General features: G+C 70.0%; 13 protein-coding genes (1 of these 13 cut by a window edge). 7 read left to right on the plus strand and 6 right to left on the minus strand.

What is annotated here, in order from left to right:
* The 4 genes from ACZ50Z_RS07090 to ACZ50Z_RS07105 form a co-directional block, all read left to right on the plus strand.
* A protein-coding gene (locus tag ACZ50Z_RS07090) for a non-ribosomal peptide synthase/polyketide synthase (protein WP_464482899.1) crosses the window boundary here: on the plus strand, positions 1 to 7,842 show its end. It extends 23,364 nt beyond the left edge of the window; 7,842 of the gene's 31,206 nt are visible here — the last part of the coding sequence; its start codon lies beyond the left edge, outside the window; its stop codon occupies positions 7,840 to 7,842.
* A gap of 95 nt (positions 7,843 to 7,937) precedes the next feature.
* The gene (locus ACZ50Z_RS07095) at positions 7,938 to 9,743 is read left to right on the plus strand and encodes an N-acetylglutaminylglutamine amidotransferase (RefSeq protein ID WP_464482900.1); all 1,806 of its coding nucleotides are present in this window, start codon (positions 7,938 to 7,940) and stop codon (positions 9,741 to 9,743) included.
* Positions 9,740 to 11,530, plus strand: coding sequence for an N-acetylglutaminylglutamine synthetase (gene ngg, locus ACZ50Z_RS07100; protein WP_464482901.1), 1,791 nt, complete (start codon positions 9,740 to 9,742; stop codon positions 11,528 to 11,530). Before ACZ50Z_RS07095 ends, ngg begins: the two co-directional genes overlap by 4 nt.
* Before the next feature lie 28 nt (positions 11,531 to 11,558).
* A complete protein-coding gene (locus ACZ50Z_RS07105) occupies positions 11,559 to 13,094 on the plus strand; it encodes an MFS transporter (RefSeq protein WP_464482902.1) in 1,536 nt (511 codons plus the stop codon).
* Positions 13,095 to 13,192: 98 nt separating this feature from the next.
* Here the strand turns inward: ACZ50Z_RS07105 and ACZ50Z_RS07110 are convergent, their stop codons facing one another.
* From ACZ50Z_RS07110 to ACZ50Z_RS07130, 5 genes are all read right to left on the minus strand, one after another.
* Positions 13,193 to 13,510 carry a hypothetical protein gene (locus ACZ50Z_RS07110; protein ID WP_464482903.1) on the minus strand — a complete coding sequence of 106 codons (318 nt, stop codon included), beginning with the start codon at positions 13,508 to 13,510 and terminating at the stop codon, positions 13,193 to 13,195.
* Positions 13,511 to 13,625: 115 nt separating this feature from the next.
* Positions 13,626 to 14,339 carry a pyrimidine reductase family protein gene (locus tag ACZ50Z_RS07115; protein WP_464482904.1) on the minus strand — a complete coding sequence of 238 codons (714 nt, stop codon included), beginning with the start codon at positions 14,337 to 14,339 and terminating at the stop codon, positions 13,626 to 13,628.
* A 2-nt stretch (positions 14,340 to 14,341) separates the two neighbouring features.
* Positions 14,342 to 14,839, minus strand: coding sequence for a flavin reductase family protein (locus ACZ50Z_RS07120; RefSeq protein ID WP_464482905.1), 498 nt, complete (start codon positions 14,837 to 14,839; stop codon positions 14,342 to 14,344).
* Between the two features lie 94 nt (positions 14,840 to 14,933).
* On the minus strand, positions 14,934 to 16,214 hold the full coding sequence (locus tag ACZ50Z_RS07125; RefSeq protein WP_464482906.1) for an APC family permease: 1,281 nt from the start codon (positions 16,212 to 16,214) through the stop codon (positions 14,934 to 14,936).
* Positions 16,211 to 17,335 (minus strand): FAD-dependent oxidoreductase, encoded by a 1,125-nt coding sequence (locus ACZ50Z_RS07130; RefSeq protein WP_464482907.1) that lies wholly within the window; start codon positions 17,333 to 17,335, stop codon positions 16,211 to 16,213. Before ACZ50Z_RS07130 ends, ACZ50Z_RS07125 begins: the two co-directional genes overlap by 4 nt.
* Before the next feature lie 137 nt (positions 17,336 to 17,472).
* Here ACZ50Z_RS07130 and ACZ50Z_RS07135 point away from each other — a divergent pair, with 137 nt between their 5' ends.
* The gene (locus ACZ50Z_RS07135; RefSeq protein WP_464486123.1) at positions 17,473 to 18,270 is read left to right on the plus strand and encodes a hypothetical protein; all 798 of its coding nucleotides are present in this window, start codon (positions 17,473 to 17,475) and stop codon (positions 18,268 to 18,270) included.
* Here the strand turns inward: ACZ50Z_RS07135 and ACZ50Z_RS07140 are convergent.
* Complete coding sequence (locus ACZ50Z_RS07140; protein WP_464482908.1) at positions 18,263 to 19,183, minus strand: TIGR03619 family F420-dependent LLM class oxidoreductase; 921 nt, start codon at positions 19,181 to 19,183, stop codon at positions 18,263 to 18,265. The genes ACZ50Z_RS07135 and ACZ50Z_RS07140 overlap by 8 nt on opposite strands.
* A gap of 189 nt (positions 19,184 to 19,372) precedes the next feature.
* Between ACZ50Z_RS07140 and ACZ50Z_RS07145 the strand changes: the two genes are divergently transcribed.
* Positions 19,373 to 19,984, plus strand: a complete 612-nt coding sequence (locus ACZ50Z_RS07145) for a PadR family transcriptional regulator (RefSeq protein ID WP_464486124.1) — start codon at positions 19,373 to 19,375, stop codon at positions 19,982 to 19,984.
* Between the two features lie 166 nt (positions 19,985 to 20,150).
* Positions 20,151 to 21,542 carry an HNH endonuclease signature motif containing protein gene (locus ACZ50Z_RS07150; protein WP_464482909.1) on the plus strand — a complete coding sequence of 464 codons (1,392 nt, stop codon included), beginning with the start codon at positions 20,151 to 20,153 and terminating at the stop codon, positions 21,540 to 21,542.
* Positions 21,543 to 21,617: the final 75 nt, after the last annotated feature.

A 21,617-nucleotide genomic window follows, 5' to 3' on the forward strand; every position in this document is an offset into this window, starting at 1 on the left:
ATAGCCGGGCAGCTCGCCTACTGGCAGGATGCGCTGGCCGGCATGCCCGAGCGGCTGCAGCTGCCCACCGACCGGCCCTACCCGCAGATCGCCGATCAGCGCGGGGCGGCCGTCGAGGTGGACTGGCCGGCCGACCTGCAGCAGCAGGTCGCCGGGCTGGCCCGCGAGTACAACTCCACCAGCTTCATGGTGGTGCAGGCCGCCCTGGCGGTGCTGCTGTCGAAGATCAGCGCCAGCACCGACGTGGCCGTCGGGTTCCCGATCGCCGGACGCCGCGACCCCGCGCTCGACGAGCTGGTCGGCTTCTTCGTCAACACCCTGGTGCTGCGGGTCGACCTGGCCGGCGATCCCAGCTTCACCGACCTGCTCGCCCGGGTGCGGGCCCGCAGCCTCGAGGCGTTCGAGCACCAGGACGTGCCCTTCGAGGTGCTGGTCGAGCGCGTCAACCCGGCGCGTAGCCTGACGCATCACCCGTTGGTGCAGGTGATGCTGGCATGGCAGAACTTCGCCGGCCAGGACGGCGACCCCGGCGCCGGGCTGGCCCTGGGCGACGTGCGGGTCACCTCGATCCCGCTGGACACCCAGGTGGCCCGCATGGACCTGGTGTTCTCGCTGGCCGAACGCTGGACCGAGGGCGACGAGCCCGCCGGCATCGGCGGGCGCGTGGAGTTCCGCACCGACGTGTTCGACGCGGACACCATCCGGGCGCTGATCGGGCGGCTGGAGCGCGTCCTGACGGCGATGACCGCCGATCCGACCCGCCCGGTGTCGTCGGTGGATCTGCTCGACGCGGCCGAGCACGCCCGCCTCGACGCCCTCGGCAACCGCGCGGTGCTGACCGCACCCGCGACCACGCACGCGTCGATCCCCGCGCTGTTCGCCGCGCAGGCGGCCCGCACCCCCGATGCGGCGGCGCTGAGCTACGAAGGCCGCTCGTGGACCTACCGCGAACTCGACGAGGCCGCCAACCGCCTGGCGCACCGGCTGGCCGGCTTCGGCGTGGGCCCCGGCGAGCGGGTGGCCCTGCTGTTCGGACGGTCGGCCGACGCGATCGTCGCGATCCTGGCGGTGCTCAAGGCTGGCGCGGCGTACCTGCCGATCGACCCCGCTCTGCCCGCCGAGCGGATCGGCTTCATGCTCTCCGACGCCGCGCCCATGGCCGCGATCAGCACCGGCGATCTCGCCACCCGGCTGCACGGCCATCACGTCGTCGTCATCGACGTGAACGACCCGGCGGTTGACGCCCAGCCCTGCACCGCCTTGCCGGCGCCGAGCGCGGACGACATCGCCTACCTGATCTACACCTCGGGCACCACCGGCGTGCCCAAAGGCGTTGCGGTGAGCCACCGTAACGTCGCCCAGCTGCTGGCGTCGGGGGACTCGGGGCTGCCGCGCGCCGGGGTGTGGTCGCAGTGGCATTCGCTGGCCTTCGACGTCTCGGTCTGGGAGATCTTCGGCGCCCTGCTGCGGGGCGGTCGGCTCGTGGTCGTGCCCGACTCCGTGGTCCGGTCGCCGGGCGACTTCCACGCGCTGCTGGTCGACGAACAGGTGACCGTCATCAGCCAGACCCCGTCGGCGGCGGATGTTTTGTCGCCCGAGGGCCTGGAGTCGGCCACCTTGGTGGTCGCCGGCGAGGCCTGCCCGACGGAGCTGGTGGACCGGTGGGCGCCGGGCCGGGCGATGATCAACGCCTACGGCCCCACCGAGGCGACGGTGTACGCGGCCGTCAGCGCGCCGCTCGAGGCCGGGACCGGTGTCGTGCCCATCGGATCCCCGGTGCCCGGCGCGGGACTGTTCGTGCTCGACGAATCCCTGCGGCCCGTGCCGCACGGCGTCGTCGGCGAGCTGTACGTGGCCGGCGCCGGCGTGGCCTGCGGCTACTGGAAGCGGGCGGAACTGACCGCGTCGCGGTTCGTGGCCTGCCCGTTCGGGGCGCCAGGATCGCGGATGTACCGCACCGGCGACCTGGTGCGTTGGGGTGCGGACGGGCAGCTGCAGTACCTGGGCCGCGCCGACGACCAGGTCAAGGTCCGCGGCTACCGCATCGAGCTCGGCGAGGTGCGCTCGGCCCTGGCCGCCCTCGACGGGGTGGACCAGGCCGCCGTCGTCGCGCGCGAGGACCGTCCCGGCGCTTTGCGTCTGGTCGGCTACGTGACCGGGGGAGCGGACCCCGTCGAGCTGCGCGCCCGGCTCACCGATCACCTTCCGGCCTACATGGTCCCGGCGGCCGTCGTGGCGCTCGACGCGCTGCCGCTGACCCCCAACGGCAAGCTCGACGCGCGGGCGCTGCCGTCACCCGACTACACCGACGCCGATCGGTATCGCGCCCCGGAGACGCCGGTCGAAGAGACCCTGGCCGGCATCTACGCCCAGATTCTGGGCGTCGAGCGGGTGGGCGCCGACGACTCCTTCTTCGACCTGGGCGGGGACAGCATCTCCTCGATGCAGGTGGTGACCCGGGCGCGGGCCGCCGGCCTGGTGCTGCGGACGCGCGACATCTTCACCGAGCAGACCGTCGCCCGGCTGGCGCGGGTGGCCGGCGTGGCCGACGGCGAGGACGGCGTGGTCGACGAGGGCACCGGCGCGATCACCGCCACCCCGATCATCCGCTGGCTGCGCAGTGTGGACGGTCCGATCGATCAGTTCAACCAGACGATGGTGCTGCAGGCGCCCGCCGGGGTCACCGAGACCGATGTCGTGACCGTGTTGCAGGCCTTGCTGGATCGGCACGCCATGCTGCGGCTGCGCGTCGACGACGACGCGGGTGAGTGGTCGCTTCAGGTGCCCGAGCCGGGTTCGGTGGACGCCGCCCACCGGGTGCTCTCGGTGGACGAACTGTCCGACGCGGCGGTCATCGAGGCGCGGTCGCGGTTGAACCCGGCCGCGGGGGTGATGCTCAGCGCGCTCTGGGTCGCCCCCACCGGCCAGCTGGTGCTGATCATTCACCACCTGGCCGTCGACGGCGTGTCCTGGCGGGTCCTGCTCGAGGACCTCAACATCGCCTGGGGCCAGCACCACCACGGCCAGCCGGTGGCGCTGCCCGCGGGCGGCACCTCGTTCGCGCGTTGGGCCGCGCTGCTGGCCGACCACGCACGCGCGCCGGCGGTGCTCGAGCAGGCCGACGCCTGGCGGCGGGTGGCGGCTACCCCGCCCGCGCTGCCGGCGGTGCGCCCCACGCTGGACACCTACGAGACCGCGGAGAACCTGTCGGCGACGCTGGACGTCGAGACCACCCGCACGCTGCTTGGCGCGGCGCCGGCGGCCTTCCACGCCGGGGTCAACGACATCCTGCTGGTCGGGTTCGCGCTGGCCTGGGCTGAGTTTTTGGGTTCCAAGGTTTCTGCCGGCACGCCGCTCGGCATCGACGTCGAGGGCCATGGCCGCGACGAGGACCTGGCCGCCGGGGTCGACCTGTCGCGCGCCGTGGGCTGGTTCACCACCAAATACCCGGTGGCCCTCAACGTCGGCGGCCTGTCGTGGGCCGACGTCGTTTCCGGCGCGCCGATCCTGGGCGCGCTGATCAAGGACGCCAAGGAGCAGCTGCGCGCCCTGCCCGACCCGCTGACCTACGGGTTGCTGCGCTACCTGAACGACGGCGTCGACCTGGACGGCTCCGACCCGACGATCGGGTTCAACTACCTCGGCCGGCTGGGCGGCTTGAAAGCTGGAGGAGCCGCCGAGCTCTCCGACGAGCTGTGGCGGATCAGCCGAGACGGTTCGCCGGCCACCGCCGCCAGCACCGCGGTCCCCATGCCGCTGATGCACACCGTGGACCTCAACGCCGGCACCATGGACACCGAGGACGGCCCCCAGCTGCACGCCGCCTGGACGTGGGCGCCCTCGGCGCTCGACCGCGAGCAGGTGGCCCGGCTCAGCACCCTGTGGTTCGAGGCGCTGGCCGGCATCTGTGCGCATGTGCGCGCCGGCGGCGGCGGATTGACCCCGACCGATGTGCTGCCGGCCCGGTTGCACCAGCCGCAGATCGACCAGCTCGAGCGGGACCACCGGATCGCCGACATCCTGCCGCTGACCCCGCTGCAGGAGGGGCTGCTGTTCCACGCCAACACCACGCGCGGCTCCGGCGATCACCTCTACGTGGTGCAGCTGGACCTCAGCCTGGCCGGTCCGATCGATGGTGACCGGCTGCGCGAGGCGATGCACACCGTGATCACCCGGCACCCGCACCTCGTCGCACGGTTCTGCGACCAGTTCGACGAGCCGGTACAGATCATCCCGGCCGACCCGGCGATGGCCTGGCGTTACCTCGAGGTCGCCGCGAACGGCTCCGAGCCCGAGGAGCAGATCCGGCGCCTGTGCGCGGCCGAACGCACCGCGGTCTACGACCTGGCCGAGCAACCCGCCGCCCGGGCGGTGCTGATCCGCACCGCACCCGACCGGCACCGGCTGGTGCTCACCATTCATCACATCGTGCTCGACGGCTGGTCGGTCCCGATCCTGCTGAACGAGACGTTCGCCTGCTACACCGCGCAGCGCCTCCCCGCGGCCCCGCCCTACCGCAGGTTCGTCGCCTGGCTGGCCGAGCGCGACCTCGACGCCGCGCGCGCGGCCTGGGCCGAGGTGCTCGCCGGTTTCGACACCCCGACGCTCGTCGGCCCGCCCCAACAGCTGGAACCGGGCGCCCGGGGCGTCGAATCGTTCGCGGTCTCCGCGGAAATCACGGCCGCGCTCAGCGACCTGGCCCGCTCGAGCCACACGACGGTCAGCACCGTGCTGCAGGCCGCGTGGGCGCAACTGCTGGCCTGGCTGACCGGCCAGCACGACGTCGCCTTCGGCACCACCGTCTCGGGCAGGCCCGCCGAGGTGCCCGGCGCCGACTCCATGGTGGGCCTGATGATCAACACCGTCCCCGTGCGCGCGCGCATCACGGCGGCGACCACCACGGCCGACCTGCTCACCCAGCTGCAGAGCGCGCACACCGACACGCTCGATCACCAGCACCTGGCGCTGAACGAGATCCACCGAATCACCGGTCAGGACAAGCTGTTCGACACCCTGTTCGCCTACGAGAACTACCCGCTGGACACCTCGGCGATGGCCGTCGACCACGAGCTGGGCATCACCGACGTCCACATGTTCGAGCGCAACCACTACCCGTTGACGATGCAAGCCGCGCTGTCCGGCGAGGAGATCGGATTCCGGGTCGAATACGACGCCGGCGTCTTCGACGCGCAGACCGTCGGCGCGCTGGGCGAGCGGCTCGAGCGGGTACTGGCCGCAATGACCGCCGACCCGGCCCGGCCGCTCTCGTCGGTGGACCTGCTCGACGCGTCCGAACGCGTGCGCCTGGACGAGGTCGGCAACCGGGCGGTGTTGGCCCGGCCGGCGCCCGAGCCGCCGTCGATCACGGCGTTGTTCGACACGCACACGGCCCAGACCCCGGACGCGGTCGCGGTCCGCTGGGGCGACCTGTCGATGACATACCGCGAACTCGACGACGCCGCCACCCGGCTGGCGCACCTGCTGGCCGGCCACGGCGCGGGCCCGGGACAGTCCGTGGCGCTGCTGTTTTCGCGATCGGCGCAGGCAATCGTGGCGATCCTGGCGGTGCTCAAGACCGGGGCGGCCTACCTGCCGATCGACGCGGCGGCGCCGGCCACCCGGATCCGCTTCATGCTCAAGGATTCCGCGCCGGTCGCGGCCGTCACCACCACGGGCCTGCGCTCGCGGCTCGACGGATGCGACCTGACGGTCATCGACATCGAGGACGCACCGATCGACACCGGCGCGGGCGCGCCGCTGCCGGCGCCTCCGGCCGACGGCGTCGCCTACATCATCTACACCTCGGGCACCACCGGCGTCCCCAAGGGCGTTGCTATCACCCATCGCAACGTGACGCAGCTGCTGGAGCCGCTGGATGCGGGGCTGCCGCGCGCGGGGGTGTGGACGCAAAGCCACTCGTATGCCTTCGACGTCTCGGTCTGGGAGATCTTCGGCGCGCTGCTGCGCGGCGGGCGGCTGGTCGTCGTGCCCGAGTCGGTGGCGCGCTCCCCGCAGGACTTCCACGCCCTACTGGCCGCCGAAGAAGTCAGCGTGTTGACCCAGACCCCGTCGGCGGTGGCGATGCTGTCGCACGAGGCGCTGGACTCGGTGTCGCTGGTGATGGCCGGGGAGGCCTGCCCGCCCGAGGTGGTAGACCGCTGGGCGCCGGGACGGGTGATGGTCAACGCCTACGGCCCGACCGAGACGACCATGTGCGTGGCGATCAGCGCGCCCCTGATGGCGGGATCGGGGACCCCGCCGATCGGCTCGCCGGTGGACGGCGCGGCCTTGTTCGTGCTCGACGCGTGGCTGCGTCCCGTGCCCGCGGGCGTCGTGGGGGAGCTGTACGTCGCCGGATCCGGGGTGGCGGCGGGGTACGTCGGCCGGTCCGGGCTGACCGCGTCGCGCTTCGTGGCGTGCCCGTTCGGCGAGGCGGGCGAGCGCATGTACCGCACCGGGGACCTGGTGTGCTGGCGCCCTGACGGGCAGCTGCAGTACTTCGGCCGCGCCGACGAGCAGGTCAAGATCCGCGGCTACCGCATCGAACTCGGCGAAGTCCAGACCGCGCTGGCCGCACTGGACGACGTCGTCCAGGCGGTGGTGATCGCCCGCGAGGACCGCCCGGGCGACAAACGCCTGGTCGGCTACATCACCGGAACCGCCGACCCGGCCGAGGCGCGCACCGCGCTGGCCCAGCGTCTCCCGGGCTACATGGTGCCGGCGGCCGTGGTCGCGCTCGACGCCCTGCCGCTGACACCCAACGGCAAACTCGACACCCGCGCCCTGCCCGCGGCGGAGTACACCGGCAGCCGGTACCGGGCCCCGTCGAACGCCGTCGAGGAGGCGCTGGCCGCGACCTTCGCCCACGTGCTGGGCGTGGAGCGGGTCGGCGTCGACGACTCGTTCTTCGACCTGGGCGGCGACAGCATTTCCGCGATGCGCCTCATCGCGGCCGTCAACGCCGGTCTGGGTGCCGACCTCCCGGTGCGTACGTTGTTCGACGCGCCCACGGTCACGGCGTTGGGTCAGCGGCTGCGCACACCCACCACGGACGCCGACGAGGTGGTCCCGGTGCAGACCCTGAAGCAGGGCGCCGACGGTGTCCCGCTGTTCTGCGTGCACCCCGCCGGCGGGGTGAGCTGGCCGTATCAAGTCCTCGGAAGCCACCTCGACTGCCCGATCGTCGGGATCCAGCAGATCCCGCGCAACGGCGACGCCGGCCCCGGGTCCATCCGGGCCATGGCTGAAACCTATGCCGACCGGATCCAGGACGCCTATCCCGGCGGCCCCTACAACCTCCTGGGCTGGTCGTTCGGCGGGGTGGTGGCCCACGAGATCGCCATCGAGCTCCAGCGGCGCGGATGCGTGATCGGCCGCCTTATCCTCCTCGACGCGCAGCCCGGCATCGATGCGGGCCTCGATGGCGGCACCGCCCTGCCCGAGCACGCCCTGGGCGAGCGGCGGGTACTCGAAGAGGTGTTGCGGGCCAACGACATCGGCCCCGACGGGAACGGCGACAACGGTGGCCCGCACAGCAAACCGCTTTTCGCGCTGCTGCTGGGAAATCTCAACGACAACCTCGAGCTCTATCGCGACCACCAGCCCGGACGCTTCGAGGGTGACATCACCGTGTTTTCCGCGGAGCGACAAAACAACGATCGCGGCGCGCGACTGTCCCGATCCTGGGCGCCCTACGCGTCCGGCGAGATCCGGGTGCACGCGATCGACTCCACCCACCACGAAATGCTCACGGCGGCGTCGGTCGAGATGTACGGCGAAGCGCTCCGCGACCTTCTGCGCGCGACGCTGCGAGCCACCTCACAATCCCGTCGATCACGGTGATCACCACACGTTGATCGCGGGCGTTGATGGGCCGTTGCAGCGCATTTGGCGGACGTCACGCGCGCGCCGAATCGGGCACCGGTAGGGTCAAAGAGGTGTGCGGAGTCACCGGGGAGGTACGACTCGACGGGCGGGCGCCCGATGTAGCGGCGGTCTCAGCGATGGCCGCCGTGCTGACGCCGAGGGGCCCGGATAGTGGCGGCGCCTGGTCGCAGGGCCGGGTCGCGCTCGGTCATCGTCGCCTCAAGATCATCGACCTGACCGAGGCCGGCTCGCAGCCGATGGTCGACTCCGAACTGGGCCTATCGATCGCCTGGAACGGCTGCATCTACAACTACAAGGAACTGCGCAGCGAACTCAGCGGGTACGGCTACCGCTTCTTCTCGCACAGCGACACCGAAGTTCTGATCAAGGCCTACCACCGGTGGGGCGACGACTTCGTCAGCCACCTGTTCGGCATGTACGCCTTCGCCATTGTCGAGCGTGACAGCGGGAGGGTGTTGCTCGGGCGCGACCGGCTCGGCATCAAACCGCTCTACCTGACCGAGGACAGCCACCGGGTCCGGTTCGCTTCGTCCCTGCCTGCCCTGCTGGCCGGCGGCGGCGTCGACACCCGCATCGACCCGGTCGCCCTGCACCACTACATGAGTTTCCATTCGGTGGTGCCCGCGCCGAACACCATCCTGCGCGGGGTCCGCAAGGTGCCGCCCGCGTCGCTGGTCGCGATCGAGCCCGACGGCAGGCGCACCGTCACCACCTACTGGGCGCCCGACTTCACCCGGCACGCCGACCGCGCGGACTGGTCGGAGCGCGACTGGGAAGACGCCGTGCTGTCAACCCTGCGCTTGGCGGTCAAGCGCCGCCTGGTCGCCGACGTGCCGGTCGGTTGCCTGCTGTCCGGCGGCGTGGACTCCAGCCTGATCGTGGGCCTGCTCGCCGAGGCGGGGCAGCACGGGTTGTCGACGTTCTCCATCGGATTCGAGTCGGCGGGTGGGGTCAAGGGCGACGAATTCCAGTACTCCGACATCGTGGCCCAGCGCTTCGAGACCGACCACCACCAGATTCGGATCGAGACCGACCGCATGCTGCCCGCCCTCGACGGGGCGATCGGTGCGATGAGCGAGCCGATGGTCAGCCATGACTGCGTCGCCTTCTATCTGCTCAGCCAGGAAGTGGCGCGCCACGTGAAGGTCGTGCAGTCCGGCCAGGGCGCCGACGAGGTGTTCGCCGGCTACCACTGGTACCCGCCGATGGGCTCACCGGCCGCCGCGTCGCTCGACGGTGCGGTCGCCGAGTACCGCGGTGCCTTCTTCGACCGCGATTCGGCCGAGATGGCCGGCTTGCTGGGGCGGGGCATCATGGCGCCCGGCGACCCCAGCGGCCGCTTTGTCACCGAGCACTTCGCGCAGGCCGGCGCCGAAACCGGCGTCGACCGCGCGCTGCGGCTCGACACGACGGTGATGCTGATCGACGACCCGGTGAAGCGGGTCGACAACATGACGATGGCGTGGGGGCTCGAGGGCCGCGTTCCGTTCCTCGACCACGAGCTCGTGGAACTGGCCGCGACCTGCCCGCCGGAGCTCAAGATCGCCTACGAAGGCAAGGGCGTCCTCAAACAGGCTGCGCGACGGGTGATTCCGTCGGAGGTCATCGACCGGCCCAAGGGCTACTTCCCGGTTCCGGCGCTGACCCATCTCGAAGGGCCCTACCTGGATATGGTCCGCGACGCGCTCTACGCGCCGGTTGCCAAGGAGCGCGGCCTGTTTCGCGCGGAAGCGGTCGAGGGCCTGCTGGCCAATCCCAACGGCAAACTGACCCCGCTGCGCGGCAACGAGCTCTGGCAGATCGCCCTGCTCGAGCTGTGGTTGCAGCGGCACGGCGTCACGGGGCCGGTTGCATGACCGTGGTCGATCCATCCGGCGACCACACCGAGGCGATCACGCTCGGCCTGCACGACGCTTCGCCGCCGGAGCTGGTCGACGCGATGGCCAAAGATGTTGAGCTCGAACTGGGTTGGGGCCGACTGATTTTCGGGCAGACCTTCGCCGACTCCCAGCAGCTGGTCGAGGCGCTGCGGCGCGAGGGGCCCGGCCGGCGCGACATCTGCATCTACGCCCGCGAATCCCACGTCGTGGTCGCCGAGGCGCCGACGGAGCTTTTCATCGACCCCAGCCACACCTACCGGCTGCGCTTCACCGGCAAGAAGAAGAACTCGCCGCCGTCTCCGCTGGGCGTGACGGTGCGCACGCTCAACGATCCGATCGACGCCGACGCCATGAACCGCGTGTACGTGCGCTGCGGGATGGTCCCGGCCGGGGTCGACGTCATCTGGGACAACCATCAGCACGTGCCGGCGGTGAAATATCTGCTCGCCGTGCGCGACGAGGACGGCGCCGTCGTCGGCACCGTCACCGGCGTCGACCACGAGTTGCTGTTCAACGACCCGGAGGAAGGGTCGAGCCTGTGGACCCTGGCCGTCGACCCGGCCGCCGGGCTGCCGGGGGTCGGCGCGGCCCTGACCCGGGCGCTGGCCGAGCACTTCCGCGACGCGGGCCGCGCCTACATGGACCTGTCGGTGGCGCACGACAACGCCGCCGCCATCGGCCTCTACGAGAAACTGGGTTTCCGCCGCGTCCCGGTGCTGGCGATCAAGCGCAAGAACGCGATCAACGAGCCGCTGTTCAGCCCGCCGCCGGAGACCGTCGACGACCTCAACCCGTATGCCCGGATCATCGCCGACGAGGCGCTGCGCCGCGGGATCTGGGTCGAGGTGCTCGACGCCGAGACCGGCGAGATGCGGCTCACCCACGGCGGCCGCAGCGTCATCACCCGTGAGTCGCTGTCCGAATACACCTCGGCGGTGGCCATGTGCCGCTGCGACGACAAGCGGTTGACCCGGCGCCTCGTCTCCGAGGCCGGCATCACCGTGCCGCGCGCCCGCCTGGCCACCTTCGACGAGAGCGACTTCGCCTTTCTCAAGGAGGTCGGCGAGGTCGTCGTCAAACCGACGCGGGGCGAGCAGGGCAAGGGCATCACGGTCGGGGTCCTTCCCGACAACGGGCCCGACGATCTGTCCGCCGCGCTGGCGCGCGCCCGCAAGCAGTACCCCGACGTGCTCATCGAGCAGCGGGTGACCGGCGACGACCTTCGCCTGGTGGTGATCGACGGCCGTGTCGTCGCCGCCGCGTTGCGGATGCCCCCGGAGATCATCGGCACGGGGGAGCACAGCGTGCGGGACCTGATCGCGGCAGAAAGCCGGCGGCGCGCGGCGGCCACCGGCGGCGAGTCCCGCATCCCGCTCGACGACCTCACGGAATCGACCGTCGCCGAAGCCGGTTGGGAGCTTGACGATGTGCTGCCCCAGGGCACCCGGTTGCGGGTGCGGCGCACCGCGAACCTGCACCAGGGCGGCACCATCCACGACGTCACCGCCCAGGTGAACTCCGAACTGTGCCGGGTCGCGGTGACCGCGGCCGAGGCGATCGGCATCCCGGTGACCGGTATCGACCTACTGGTGCCCGACGTCACCGGCGCCGACTACGCGTTCATCGAAGCCAACGAGCGACCGGGCCTGGCAAACCACGAACCTCAGCCCACGGCAGCGGCTTTCATCGATTTCCTCTTCCCCGGCCACCCTGGGCAGCCGCAGGCCTGGACGCCCGAGGAGTCCCGCTCCGATCGTGGCTGACGCCGCTCGAACCAGAACGGAGACGCCCATGAGTGCCAGCGCGCGCACCAAGTCCATCGCGACGCGGGTGCCCGCCCGGCTCGACCGGCTGCCGTGGTCACGGTTTCACTGGCGCGTCGTGGTCGGCCTGGGCGGGGTGTGGGTGCTCGACGGGCTCGAGGTCACCATGGTCGGCAACGTCTCGGCCCGGCTCATGGAACACAACAGCGGCATCGCACTGAACCCCGCGCAGATCGGCATGGCGGCCGCGATCTACATCGCCGGGGCGTGTTCGGGGGCGCTGTTCTTCGGTCACCTCACGGACCGGTTCGGGCGGCGAAACCTGTTCATCCTCACCCTCGCGATCTATCTGGTCGCCACCGTGGCGACCGCGTTCGCGTTCGCCCCCTGGTATTTCTTTTTGACCCGCTTCTTCACCGGCTCCGGCATCGGCGGCGAATACGCCGCCATCAATTCGGCCATCGACGAGCTGATCCCGGCGCGGGTGCGCGGCCGCGTCGACCTGGTGATCAACGGAACCTATTGGCTGGGTTCGGCGGCCGGCGCCGGCGGCGCGCTGATCCTGTTGGACACGTCTAACTTCCCGCCCGACATCGGGTGGCGGCTCGCGTTCGGTATCGGCGCGATCCTCGGCATCTTCGTGCTGCTCGTGCGGCGCAACGTCCCGGAAAGCCCGCGCTGGCTGTTCATTCACGGCCGCGAGGACGAGGCCGAGCACATCGTCGGCGAGATCGAAAAGGCCGTCGAGCAGGAGACGGGCGAGCCGCTGCCCGAACCGCAGGGCAAGCCGCTGCGCATCCGCCAGCGCACGGCGATTTCGTTCCGGGAGATCGCCGCGGTGGCGTTCAAGCTCTACCCGCGCCGCGCGGTGCTCGGGCTGGCGTTGTTCATCGGGCAGGCGTTCCTCTATAACGGAGTCACCTTCAACCTCGGCACGCTGCTCAGCCAGTTCTACGCCGTGCCGTCCGGCATGGTGCCGCTGTTCTTCGTGCTGTGGGCCCTGAGCAACTTCGCCGGCCCGCTAATCCTCGGGCATCTGTTCGACACTGTCGGCCGCAAACCGATGATCACGCTGACCTACATCGGTTCCGGTGTCGCGGTGGTGGTGCTGGCATTGGTGTTCGTCACCCAGGCCGGCGGTGTGTGGGCCTTCATCGGCGTGCTGATCGTGGCGTTCTTCCTGGCCTCGGCGGGCGCCAGCGCGGCGTACCTGACCGTCAGCGAGATCTTCCCGATGGAGACGCGTGCGCTGGCGATCGCGTTCTTCTACGCGATGGGGACGGCGATCGGCGGCATCACCGGCCCGCTGTTGTTCGGTCAGCTCATCAACTCGGGCCACCGCAGCGAGGTGGTCTGGTCGTTCTTGATCGGGGCGCTGGTGATGGCGGCGGCCGGGCTTGTCGAACTGTGGCTCGGGGTCGCCGCCGAGCGGCGCCCGCTGGAGGAGCTGGCGTTGCCGTTGACCGTGGACGACGCCGCAGACGCCGAAGACACCGCATACACCGCAGACACCGACACCGAAGACGCCGAACGCCAAGGGGATTCGGCGCCCCTACCGGACTGAAGATCCGGACTGAAGAGCCGTGACCCACCCGGGCGGATCAGCCGTACGCGTCCCACCACGTGTGCAGGTCTTCGACGGTGGCCGGGTCGCCGGTGACGTCAGCGGTCGGTGAGCCCCTCGCGAGACAGCGCCCGGACGAATCCGTAGGCCTGCATGCCGGCCGGGCCGGGATTGTCGAAAATCCATTCGTTGATCTTCTCCAGCGCGTTGGCCAGGTCGTCGCGCTTGACCCGGACCAGATACGTCCTGCGGTCGTCGTCCGGGTCTTCGAGGGACTCGGCGATCGCGACGGGATTCTTGAAGGCATACGCGATCCCGTGCACGGCATCGTGGTTCAGCGCCCATTGAATTTCGCTGGGGCGCAGTCGGTTCACCGCCAGGTTTCGATAATCACGGTCGTGGTCTGAACTGCTCACCTGGCCGGTGATCCTTTTCTGTGTGCAGCGGAAAGCGGCGATGAGCCGGGCATTTTTCATCATAGGAAGGGGAGCCGTCCCCTGCATGTCGAGCGCTTTTGCGAACGACCGCGTCTCAGCGGCTGTATTTCAAAAACAGGTAGTCCTCGCAGACCAACGCGTGCGCCAGTCGCATGGTGACCGGCGCGGTCAGCCGCGCCGGGTGTACGCGGTAACCCACCGGCTGGCTCGCGGCGAGTCGGGGTGCGAGCGTGACGCACAGTTCGGTCACGGCGTCGGCTTCCACCAGTTCGTCGAGCAGGGTCGGCCCACCCTCGCACAGGATGCGATGCATGCCCTGTTCGCGCAGCATCGCGACGGCGAGGGCCACATCCACCGTGTCCTCACCGGCGATCAGGAGGCGTAGCCGGTTGTCGTCGCCGAGGCGGGCCGCACCCCGCGCGCACGTCACCAGGATCGGTGGTTGCTCGGGATTGCTGAACAGCCGGGCGGGCAGTTCGCCGCTGCGGCTGACGACGGCGATCGGCGGGGGTGCGAACCGCCCTTCGTGGTGCCGTCTGGCCCGCGCCGCGTCGCCGAGCTTCACCGGGCCGTAGTTCTCGGCCCGGGCGGTGCCCGCCCCGACCAGGACGACGTCGGCAAGCCCACGCAGGATCCTCAGCAGCCGTTGATCAGTGGGACATGACAGGGGTCCGGCGCGGCCGCCGAACGCGGCGGCGCCGTCCGCGCTGAAGATCATGTTGGCGCGCAGGCCATCCGGGGGATCGGCATAAAAGGGCGCGAGTTCGACGATGCTGGGAACGGTGCTGACCCGGGGAGACTGGTCCACCCTCACGCCTCGTGGCCGGGCTCGAGTTGGCGGACGTCGCCGAAGGACACCCAGCTTTCCAGCTCGCGCGGCGGGCTGCCGCCGACGGGTGCCAGCAGGTGCCCGACGTGGTCGCCCAGCGGGAAGCGTTCGAGGATCTCGCCGACGAACCATGCGGCCGCGTCGTCGAGGATGGGCATCCCGTCGGGGCCCGGATGCCAGGAACAGCGGCCGAATTTGTCGATCTTGTCGCTGGTCTGGCTGCCGAAGAGCTCCGCGACGTCCAGGTGGTCGTGATCGAACACGTGCACCGCGAGGTGGGTGGCGTCGCGGGCCGTGCGGAACGTGTGGTTGCGCTGCGACAGGCCGACCAGGAATCGGGGCGGATGGATGCTGGCTTGGCTGGCGAAACCCACCAGGCAGCCGGCGGGGGTGCCGTTGGCCTGCGTGGTAACGACGAACATCGGATAGTTCAGCACCGCCACCAGCTTGTCGAATGCTTCGGTTTTGGGGTCGGCCATCCGGTCAGTCTTCCCCGTCAGAGCGTTGCGGAATCGTGTTCCCGCGATTCGGACGACGAGCGGCCTCGCGCGGCCATCGCGCCGATAGGCTCGCTCACGAGGGATCCCTGTTGCGCCGCAACGCAATTCGGTCAGTGACCCGCCGTGCCATGTAGGCGGCAATACCGATCCCCAACACCGCGACCCCGGACAGCACCGACCACTTTGGCATCGCGAAAGCCAGCACCACGCATCCGAGCAGCCCGATCACCGGGACGGCCCGGGGCGGGGGGCCCTCGTCGCGCCCGAGGCTCAGCGCGGAGGCGTTGGCGACCGCGTAGTAGATCAAGACGGCGAACGAGGAAAAGCCGATCGCGTCGCGAAGGTCGGTGGTGGCGGCCAAAACCGCGACGACGACGCCGATCGCCAGTTCGGCGCGGTGGGGCACCTGAGTTCGCGGGTGCACCGCGGCCAGCGGGTGGGGGAGGTGGCGGTCGCGGGCCATGGCCAAGGTGGTGCGCGAGACGCCGAGAATCAACGCGAGCAGCGAGCCCACCGCCGCGACCGCCGCACCCGCCTGGACCAGCGGAACCAACCAGTGCGCGCCCGCCGCGCGGGCGGTTTCGACCAGCGGCGCGGCGCTGCGGGCCAGGCGGGCCGGCCCCAGCACCGACAGCGCCGCGACGGCCACCAGGGCATAGACGGCCAGGGCGATGGTCAGCGCCAGCGGTATCGCTCGCGGAATGGTCCGGGCCGGGTCGCGCACCTCCTCGCCCAGCGTCGCGATGCGCGCATACCCGGCGAAGGCGAAAAACAACAGCCCAGCGGCCTGCACCACGCCGCCCGCGGTCGCGCCCGCCAGGCGGAACGGATCGGCGTCGGCCCGTCCCGAGCCGAACGCGGCGACGATCACCGCGGCCAGCACCGCCAGCACCAGCGCGACGATGATGCGGGTCAGCCAGGCCGACTTCTGCACCCCGGCGTAGTTCACCGCGGTCAGCGCGACGACCGCCGCCACGGCCACCGCATGGGCCTGCGCCGGCCAGACGTAAGCGCCGACGGTCAGGGCCATCGCCGCGCATGAGGCGGTCTTGCCGACGACGAAGCCCCACCCGGCCAGGTATCCCCAGAAATCGCCCAGCCGCTTTTGGCCGTAGACGTAGGTGCCGCCCGAGGCGGGATAGCGCGCCGCCAGCCGCGCGGAGGACGTGGCATTGCAGTAGGCCACCACCGCCGCCAGCGCCAGGCCCAGCAGCAGCCCTGAACCGGCGGCGCGCGCCGCGGGCCCAAGTGCGGCGAAAATCCCGGCGCCGATCATGGACCCGAGCCCGATCACCACCGCGTCGAAGACTCCCAAACTTCGGCGGAGCTCGTCGCCCCCGGATCGAGCGCTCACCCGAGTGGATTGTTCTGGCGCACACCGCGATACATGCCCCAGCGGACGAACCACGGCATCACCACGCGCTCGACCGACCAGGACGGGAAGCGGAAGGCGTGACCGGTGGGCAGGAAGACCTCCAGGCCGTTGGGCTGGATGCCGACCAACGAACCCCACCGCCGCGTCGGCGCGCGGTAGGTGCGCAGCGGGCGGCCCGTGAACTCGGCGAGCAGGTTTCGCGCCACCAAGGCATCGCCGCGGTTACGCGCGGAGCTACGCAGGGGGTCGGTGGCCGCGACGTCGCCGAGCGCGAAGACGCCCCGTTGTCCGGGCACCTGCAGCTCCGGTGTGACGCGCACAAACCCGCGCTCGTCGAGCAATTCCGGTGGCAGCCAAGCGGTGTTGGGCCGCACCCGCCCGATCGCCCACAGCACCGCGTCGGCGTCCGCTGGTGGCTGCCCGGTGCTCCAGCGCACCGGTTCGCCGGTGAGTTCGTCGCCGGCGAAGCCCTCTTCGATCACCGCGCGGTGGCCTGGGTGCACGCCGACGCCCAGCGCGCTCAAGCGGGTGCGAATCCGCTGCCAGATCCGCGGGTGATGGCCCTCCAGGGCGGACTCGCCGGGGAAGTACAGGTCGATCCGTTTGTCCGGCCAGGTGGTCGCCATGTTCAGGGCGCTGCTGACCGCCGCCGCGCCGCCGCCCACCACGATCACGGACTCGGCGGCGACCAGCCGGTCGTGCGCGGCGCGCAGCCCGGCGCCGATCTCGGTGGCGGACTGCAACGTCGGCTGGCGCCAAAACCCGTTGCTGACCCCGGTGGAGATGACCAGCGCGTCGTAGCCCTCGGTGATCGGCGAGCCGTCCTCGGCCCGACCGAAGACGACGCGGGCGCACAGGTCCACTCCGGTCAGCGTCGCCTGCACCGTGCGGACGCGGTCCAGGCGGCGGAAGCGGTCGAACGGGATCCAGTAGTCACGGGCCCAATCGTGCGGGCGGGAGAGCCGCACGCCGAGTTCCTGGCCGCTCACCAGCCCGGGTTTGGCCGAGATCCCGACGACGTCGGCATGCCGGGACAGCCGGATCGCCGCGAGGACGCCGGCGTCGCCGAGTCCCGCGACGACGACGCGCTTTCGATTCATGCCGCTATCCTGCCCTGCGTACGGTGATCCGATAGCGGGGGAGGCCACGTCGGTTGATCGTCTTAGGCGGACATCGTCGCCCGGTGGGCCCGGGGGGCTCTGCGCACCCCCGAGTCGGCGCTCTTCTGCGCGCCTTGGTGCGGCTCTCGGCCCCCCGTCCCGGCGCGGCACAGCGCGCCGCCACGGATTTCGAAAAGCGCCTCGTCCCGGCGGTGGTCGCCGAGATCCGGTGGGCGTTCACCCCGCCGCGCACCTGGCTGATGGGCGTGGTGGCCAACGTGGTCATCGCCGCCGCCTGGCTGGTCGTGCAGCCGCTGACACCGGTGGGCCGCCACCACGATTGGGTGATCCTGGTGGGCACCTACTTCTCCTCGTGGGTTCTGGCCGACGTCACCACCACCAATTTCCTGGGCGCCGATCATTACCGCATCCTTCGGGGGCTGTCCGCGGGTGTGCCGTTCGGGCGGATCCTGTTGATCAAGAACCTCGCCCTGCTCGTGATCGTCGGGCCGCCCACGCTGGCCGCCGCGACGGTGCTGACGCTGTGGCTGGAAACGCCGGCGCGCCTGGGTATTACGATCCCGACCGTCGCGGTGCCCATCGTGTCGTGGCTGGGCGTGGGAAACCTGATCTCGGTGCTGTACCCGGTCAGCGTCGAGCCGCTGGTAAGACGGTGGCGTCAGCGCGGCGATCTGCGCCGCACACGCAGCTGGCTACTGGCGCTGGCGCTGCCGTACGCGCTGTATTACGTGGCCGACCCGATGAACGGCGTGGAGCACCGCGTGCTGTGGCAGCAGCTGCCCGCCCTGATCTGGCCCGTGTTCGGGCGCGACACCAAGAGCCTTGTCCACGTTGCCATCGCGATCTGTGTGTGGATCGCGTGCAGCGTCGTCGCCGTCGGATGGGTGCGCCGGCGCGGCCTGCAGATCAGGTGACCTGTGGCTTGATCTCTTCGATCACCCACTGCGCGTAATCGAGGTACTCGTCCACGCCGCTGACGGCCGGAACGGGAACCGCGGTCATCGTCACGCCCTGCTCGGCGAGCCAGCCCAGCCGGTCGACGATCTGCGCCGCGCTCATGCCCGGCCTGTCGCTGGCGTCGCGACGGGTGACGTGTCCTTCGCCCACCCGGTTTGTGCCCAGCCCATGCATCACCTCGAAGGGCCGGCCGTCATAGGAAGGTTGGGACTTGATGTAGGCGAGCTTTTCGGCGATCTGCTCCGGTCGTGTCAGGAACGGCCACCACCCCGACGCGTAGGTGGCGGCCCTGCGCAACGCGGCGTCGGCGTCACCACCGATCCAGATCGGAAGATGGGGTTTGCGAACGGGTTTCGGCTCGAAGGCGATGTCGGCGAACGACACGTAGCGGCCCTCGAACCGAGGCGCGTCACTGGTCCACAGTTCGACGATCGCCGCCAGGTATTCGTCGGCGATGCGCCCGCGTTCCCCGAACGGCACGCCGACGAGCTCGAACTCCCGTGCCAGCCAACCCACTCCGAAGGTGACCATCATCCGGCCGCCGCTCATCCAGTCCGCGGTGGCCAGCGCTTTGGCCAGCACGATCGGATGCTGCAGCGGCAGAATGGTGACGCAGGAATTCACGGCGATCCGTTCGGTGGCACCGGCGATGAAGGCCTGGGCCGCCGTCGAATGCAGGTAGTGCGGCCCGGACAACTCCACATGGTCGGTGGGGATGACGAGATGTTCGGGCACCGCGATCATGTCGTAGCCCCACTGGTCGGCGCATCTCATCATGCGCCGCTGTTCGGGGCCTGTGACGGTCGCTTCCCAGGGCTGCGAAATCGCCTTGAGGCGCAGCATGTGCGGAACGGGGAAGGCGAACTTCACGCGGCGACTCCTGTCGAGTTCTCTGGCGGCCATCTCGATCGGCCGCCCTGCAACCATCGCACGGCGTCCCGGCCAGCGGTCCATGGCACGCGAACTTCGTAGCTGGGTTGTTAGTCTGGCGACGTGGACGGGTCTGGCGACAAGCCAACGAAGGCGGCACTTGCCGCTACAAGCTGGGCTCTGCTGGGAATGATGTCCTACGAAGAGGAAGTCTCCGGCTACGACCTCAAAAAGTGGATCGACTGGAGCGTCGATCTCTACTATTGGAGCCCGTCGTACAGCCAGATTTACACGGAGCTCAAAAAGCTCGAGGGCCTGGCGCTGGTCACATCGCGTGTGGAGCACGACGCGGGCACCCGTAGCCGCCGGCTCTACAAAATCACTTCGGCCGGAATGGCCGCTGTCACTGACTGGACGAACAACGCGTCCGTGGATCCGCCGGTCCTCAAGCACAGTGTGCTGCTGCGAGTGACGTTCGGCCATCTCAGTAACCCGGCTCGGCTGAAGGAATTGCTACGGGAGCACGTCGCGTATGCCGAAGCTCGACATCGCAAAGCGGTCGAGGACGCCGAGGGAGCGGAAGTCGAACCCGCTTGGGCGTATTCGGTTATCGCGTTGCGCTGGGCGGCCAAGTACTACGCCGCCGAGCGTGAGTTCGCCTTGGAGCTGATGAAGGACATCGACGAGGCCGACGCTGTCCTGAAGCAGGCAGCGAAGGGCGGCTTCGGGAAGCCGCGCCCCACGCCGGGATATTGGCGCGAGATCGAGCAGCAGGTCCAGGCGAAGCGCGACGCCGACTAGTTCTGGCGGTTGCGACCTAGTTCTTTCGGTAGCGGCCGGCCCCCTGGCCTTCCCGCGGTCGTGTTTTCGGATATCGGAAACGGATATCGAAATCCCTTGTGTAACTGTGGTTTCAGTGGCCACAAAGCGGGGGTTTTTGTCGGTGGGCACCGATAGTTTCGCTCCTATGAGTTCGGGCGGCATCATCGATCGGGACGCGATCGTCGCGGCCTTCGACGCGCTTGATGACGCAATCGAGGGCGTGGGCGCGTTGTGTTTTGATGCGTTGAGTCCCCGAGAATGGCTGGCGCTGTTGGAGCGCTGCGAAAGTGTGCGCCGACGGCTGCCGGTCCCCGAGCATCAATTGATCAATCACCTTGCACGCCAAGCCAGCGTCGAAGAACTCGGCGGCACATTGCCGGACGCGCTGGCCGACCGCACATTGATCAGCCGCAGCGAAGCGTCCCGGCGCATCAAGGAGGCGCGGGATCTAGGACCACGGCACGGGCTGACCGGCGAACCGTTGCCCCCGGTGTTGGCGGCCACCGCCGCCGCCCAGCGCCGGGGCACGGTGGGAGCCGGCCAGGTGGCCGTGATCCGCAAGTTCTACCATCGGCTGCCCGGTTGGATCGACCAGGCCACCCGCGAACGCGTCGAAGCCGACCTCGCCGGCCATGCCGCCTATCACCGGCCCGAGGAACTCGACGGCTTGGCCCACACCCTGGAAGATTGCCTCAACCCCGACGGCACGTTCACCGACGAAGACCGGGCCCGCCAACGCGCCGTTACCCTGGGCCGTCAACAACCCGACGGCATGTCGGCGCTGCACGGGCTGATCACCCCGGAGCTGCGCGCCACCATGGAAGCCGTGGAGGCCAAACTCGGCGCGCCGGGCATGTGCAACCCCTTCGATGAGGTCCCCTGCGTGGATGGCACGCCCAGTCAAGAGGCCATCGACCGCGATCCGCGCTCGAGCGCCCAGCGCAACCACGACGCCCTGCTGGCTGCGCTGCGCGCGCTGCTGGGCTCCGGAGAGTTGGGTCAGCACAACGGCCTACCGGCCTCCATCATCGTTACCACGACGCTGCGCGAGCTGGAAGCCGCCGCCGGGCGCGGGCTGACCGGCGGCGGCACCATTGTGCCGATGAGCGACGTGATCCGCCTGGGCCGCCACGCGAATCACTACCTGGCGATTTTCGACAAAGGCAAGGCCCTGGCGCTCTACCACACGAAGCGGTTGGCTTCGCCCGGACAGCGAATTGTCTTGTACGCCAAAGACCGCGGCTGCACCGCGCCGGGTTGCACCCTGCCGGGCTACTTCTGCGAGGTGCACCACGTCACCGACTACAGCAAGTGCCACACCACCGACGTCAATGACCTCACCTTCGCCTGCGGCCCGCATCACCGCATGCTGCAACCCGGCGGCTGGAGCACCCGCAAAAACGCCCACGGCGACACCGAATGGAAACCACCACCCCACCTCGAACGCGGTCGACCGCGCACCAACAGCTTCCACCACCCCGAAAAACTTCTCCACGGTGAAGACGACGACGAAGACCACAGCCCGGACGCGGCATGACACTTCGTAGGTCGCCGCTAGTCCTGATGGGGGCGACCCGCGTCGCCCGGCTGCGCCGCGCTCGCGATCGCCGCT

It is taken from the genome of Mycobacterium sp. NTMscope_MAC_269 (genome assembly GCF_976985695.1).

Coding starts and splice junctions, on each gene's coding strand:
- ACZ50Z_RS07120 (WP_464482905.1), bottom strand. CDS start 14,839: ATGGCCGACCCCAAAACCGAAGCATTCGACAAGCTGGTGGCGGTGCTG.
- ACZ50Z_RS07145 (WP_464486124.1), top strand. CDS start 19,373: ATGATGTCCTACGAAGAGGAAGTCTCCGGCTACGACCTCAAAAAGTGG.
- ACZ50Z_RS07130 (WP_464482907.1), bottom strand. CDS start 17,335: ATGAATCGAAAGCGCGTCGTCGTCGCGGGACTCGGCGACGCCGGCGTC.
- ngg (WP_464482901.1), top strand. CDS start 9,740: ATGACCGTGGTCGATCCATCCGGCGACCACACCGAGGCGATCACGCTC.
- ACZ50Z_RS07150 (WP_464482909.1), top strand. CDS start 20,151: ATGAGTTCGGGCGGCATCATCGATCGGGACGCGATCGTCGCGGCCTTC.
- ACZ50Z_RS07105 (WP_464482902.1), top strand. CDS start 11,559: ATGAGTGCCAGCGCGCGCACCAAGTCCATCGCGACGCGGGTGCCCGCC.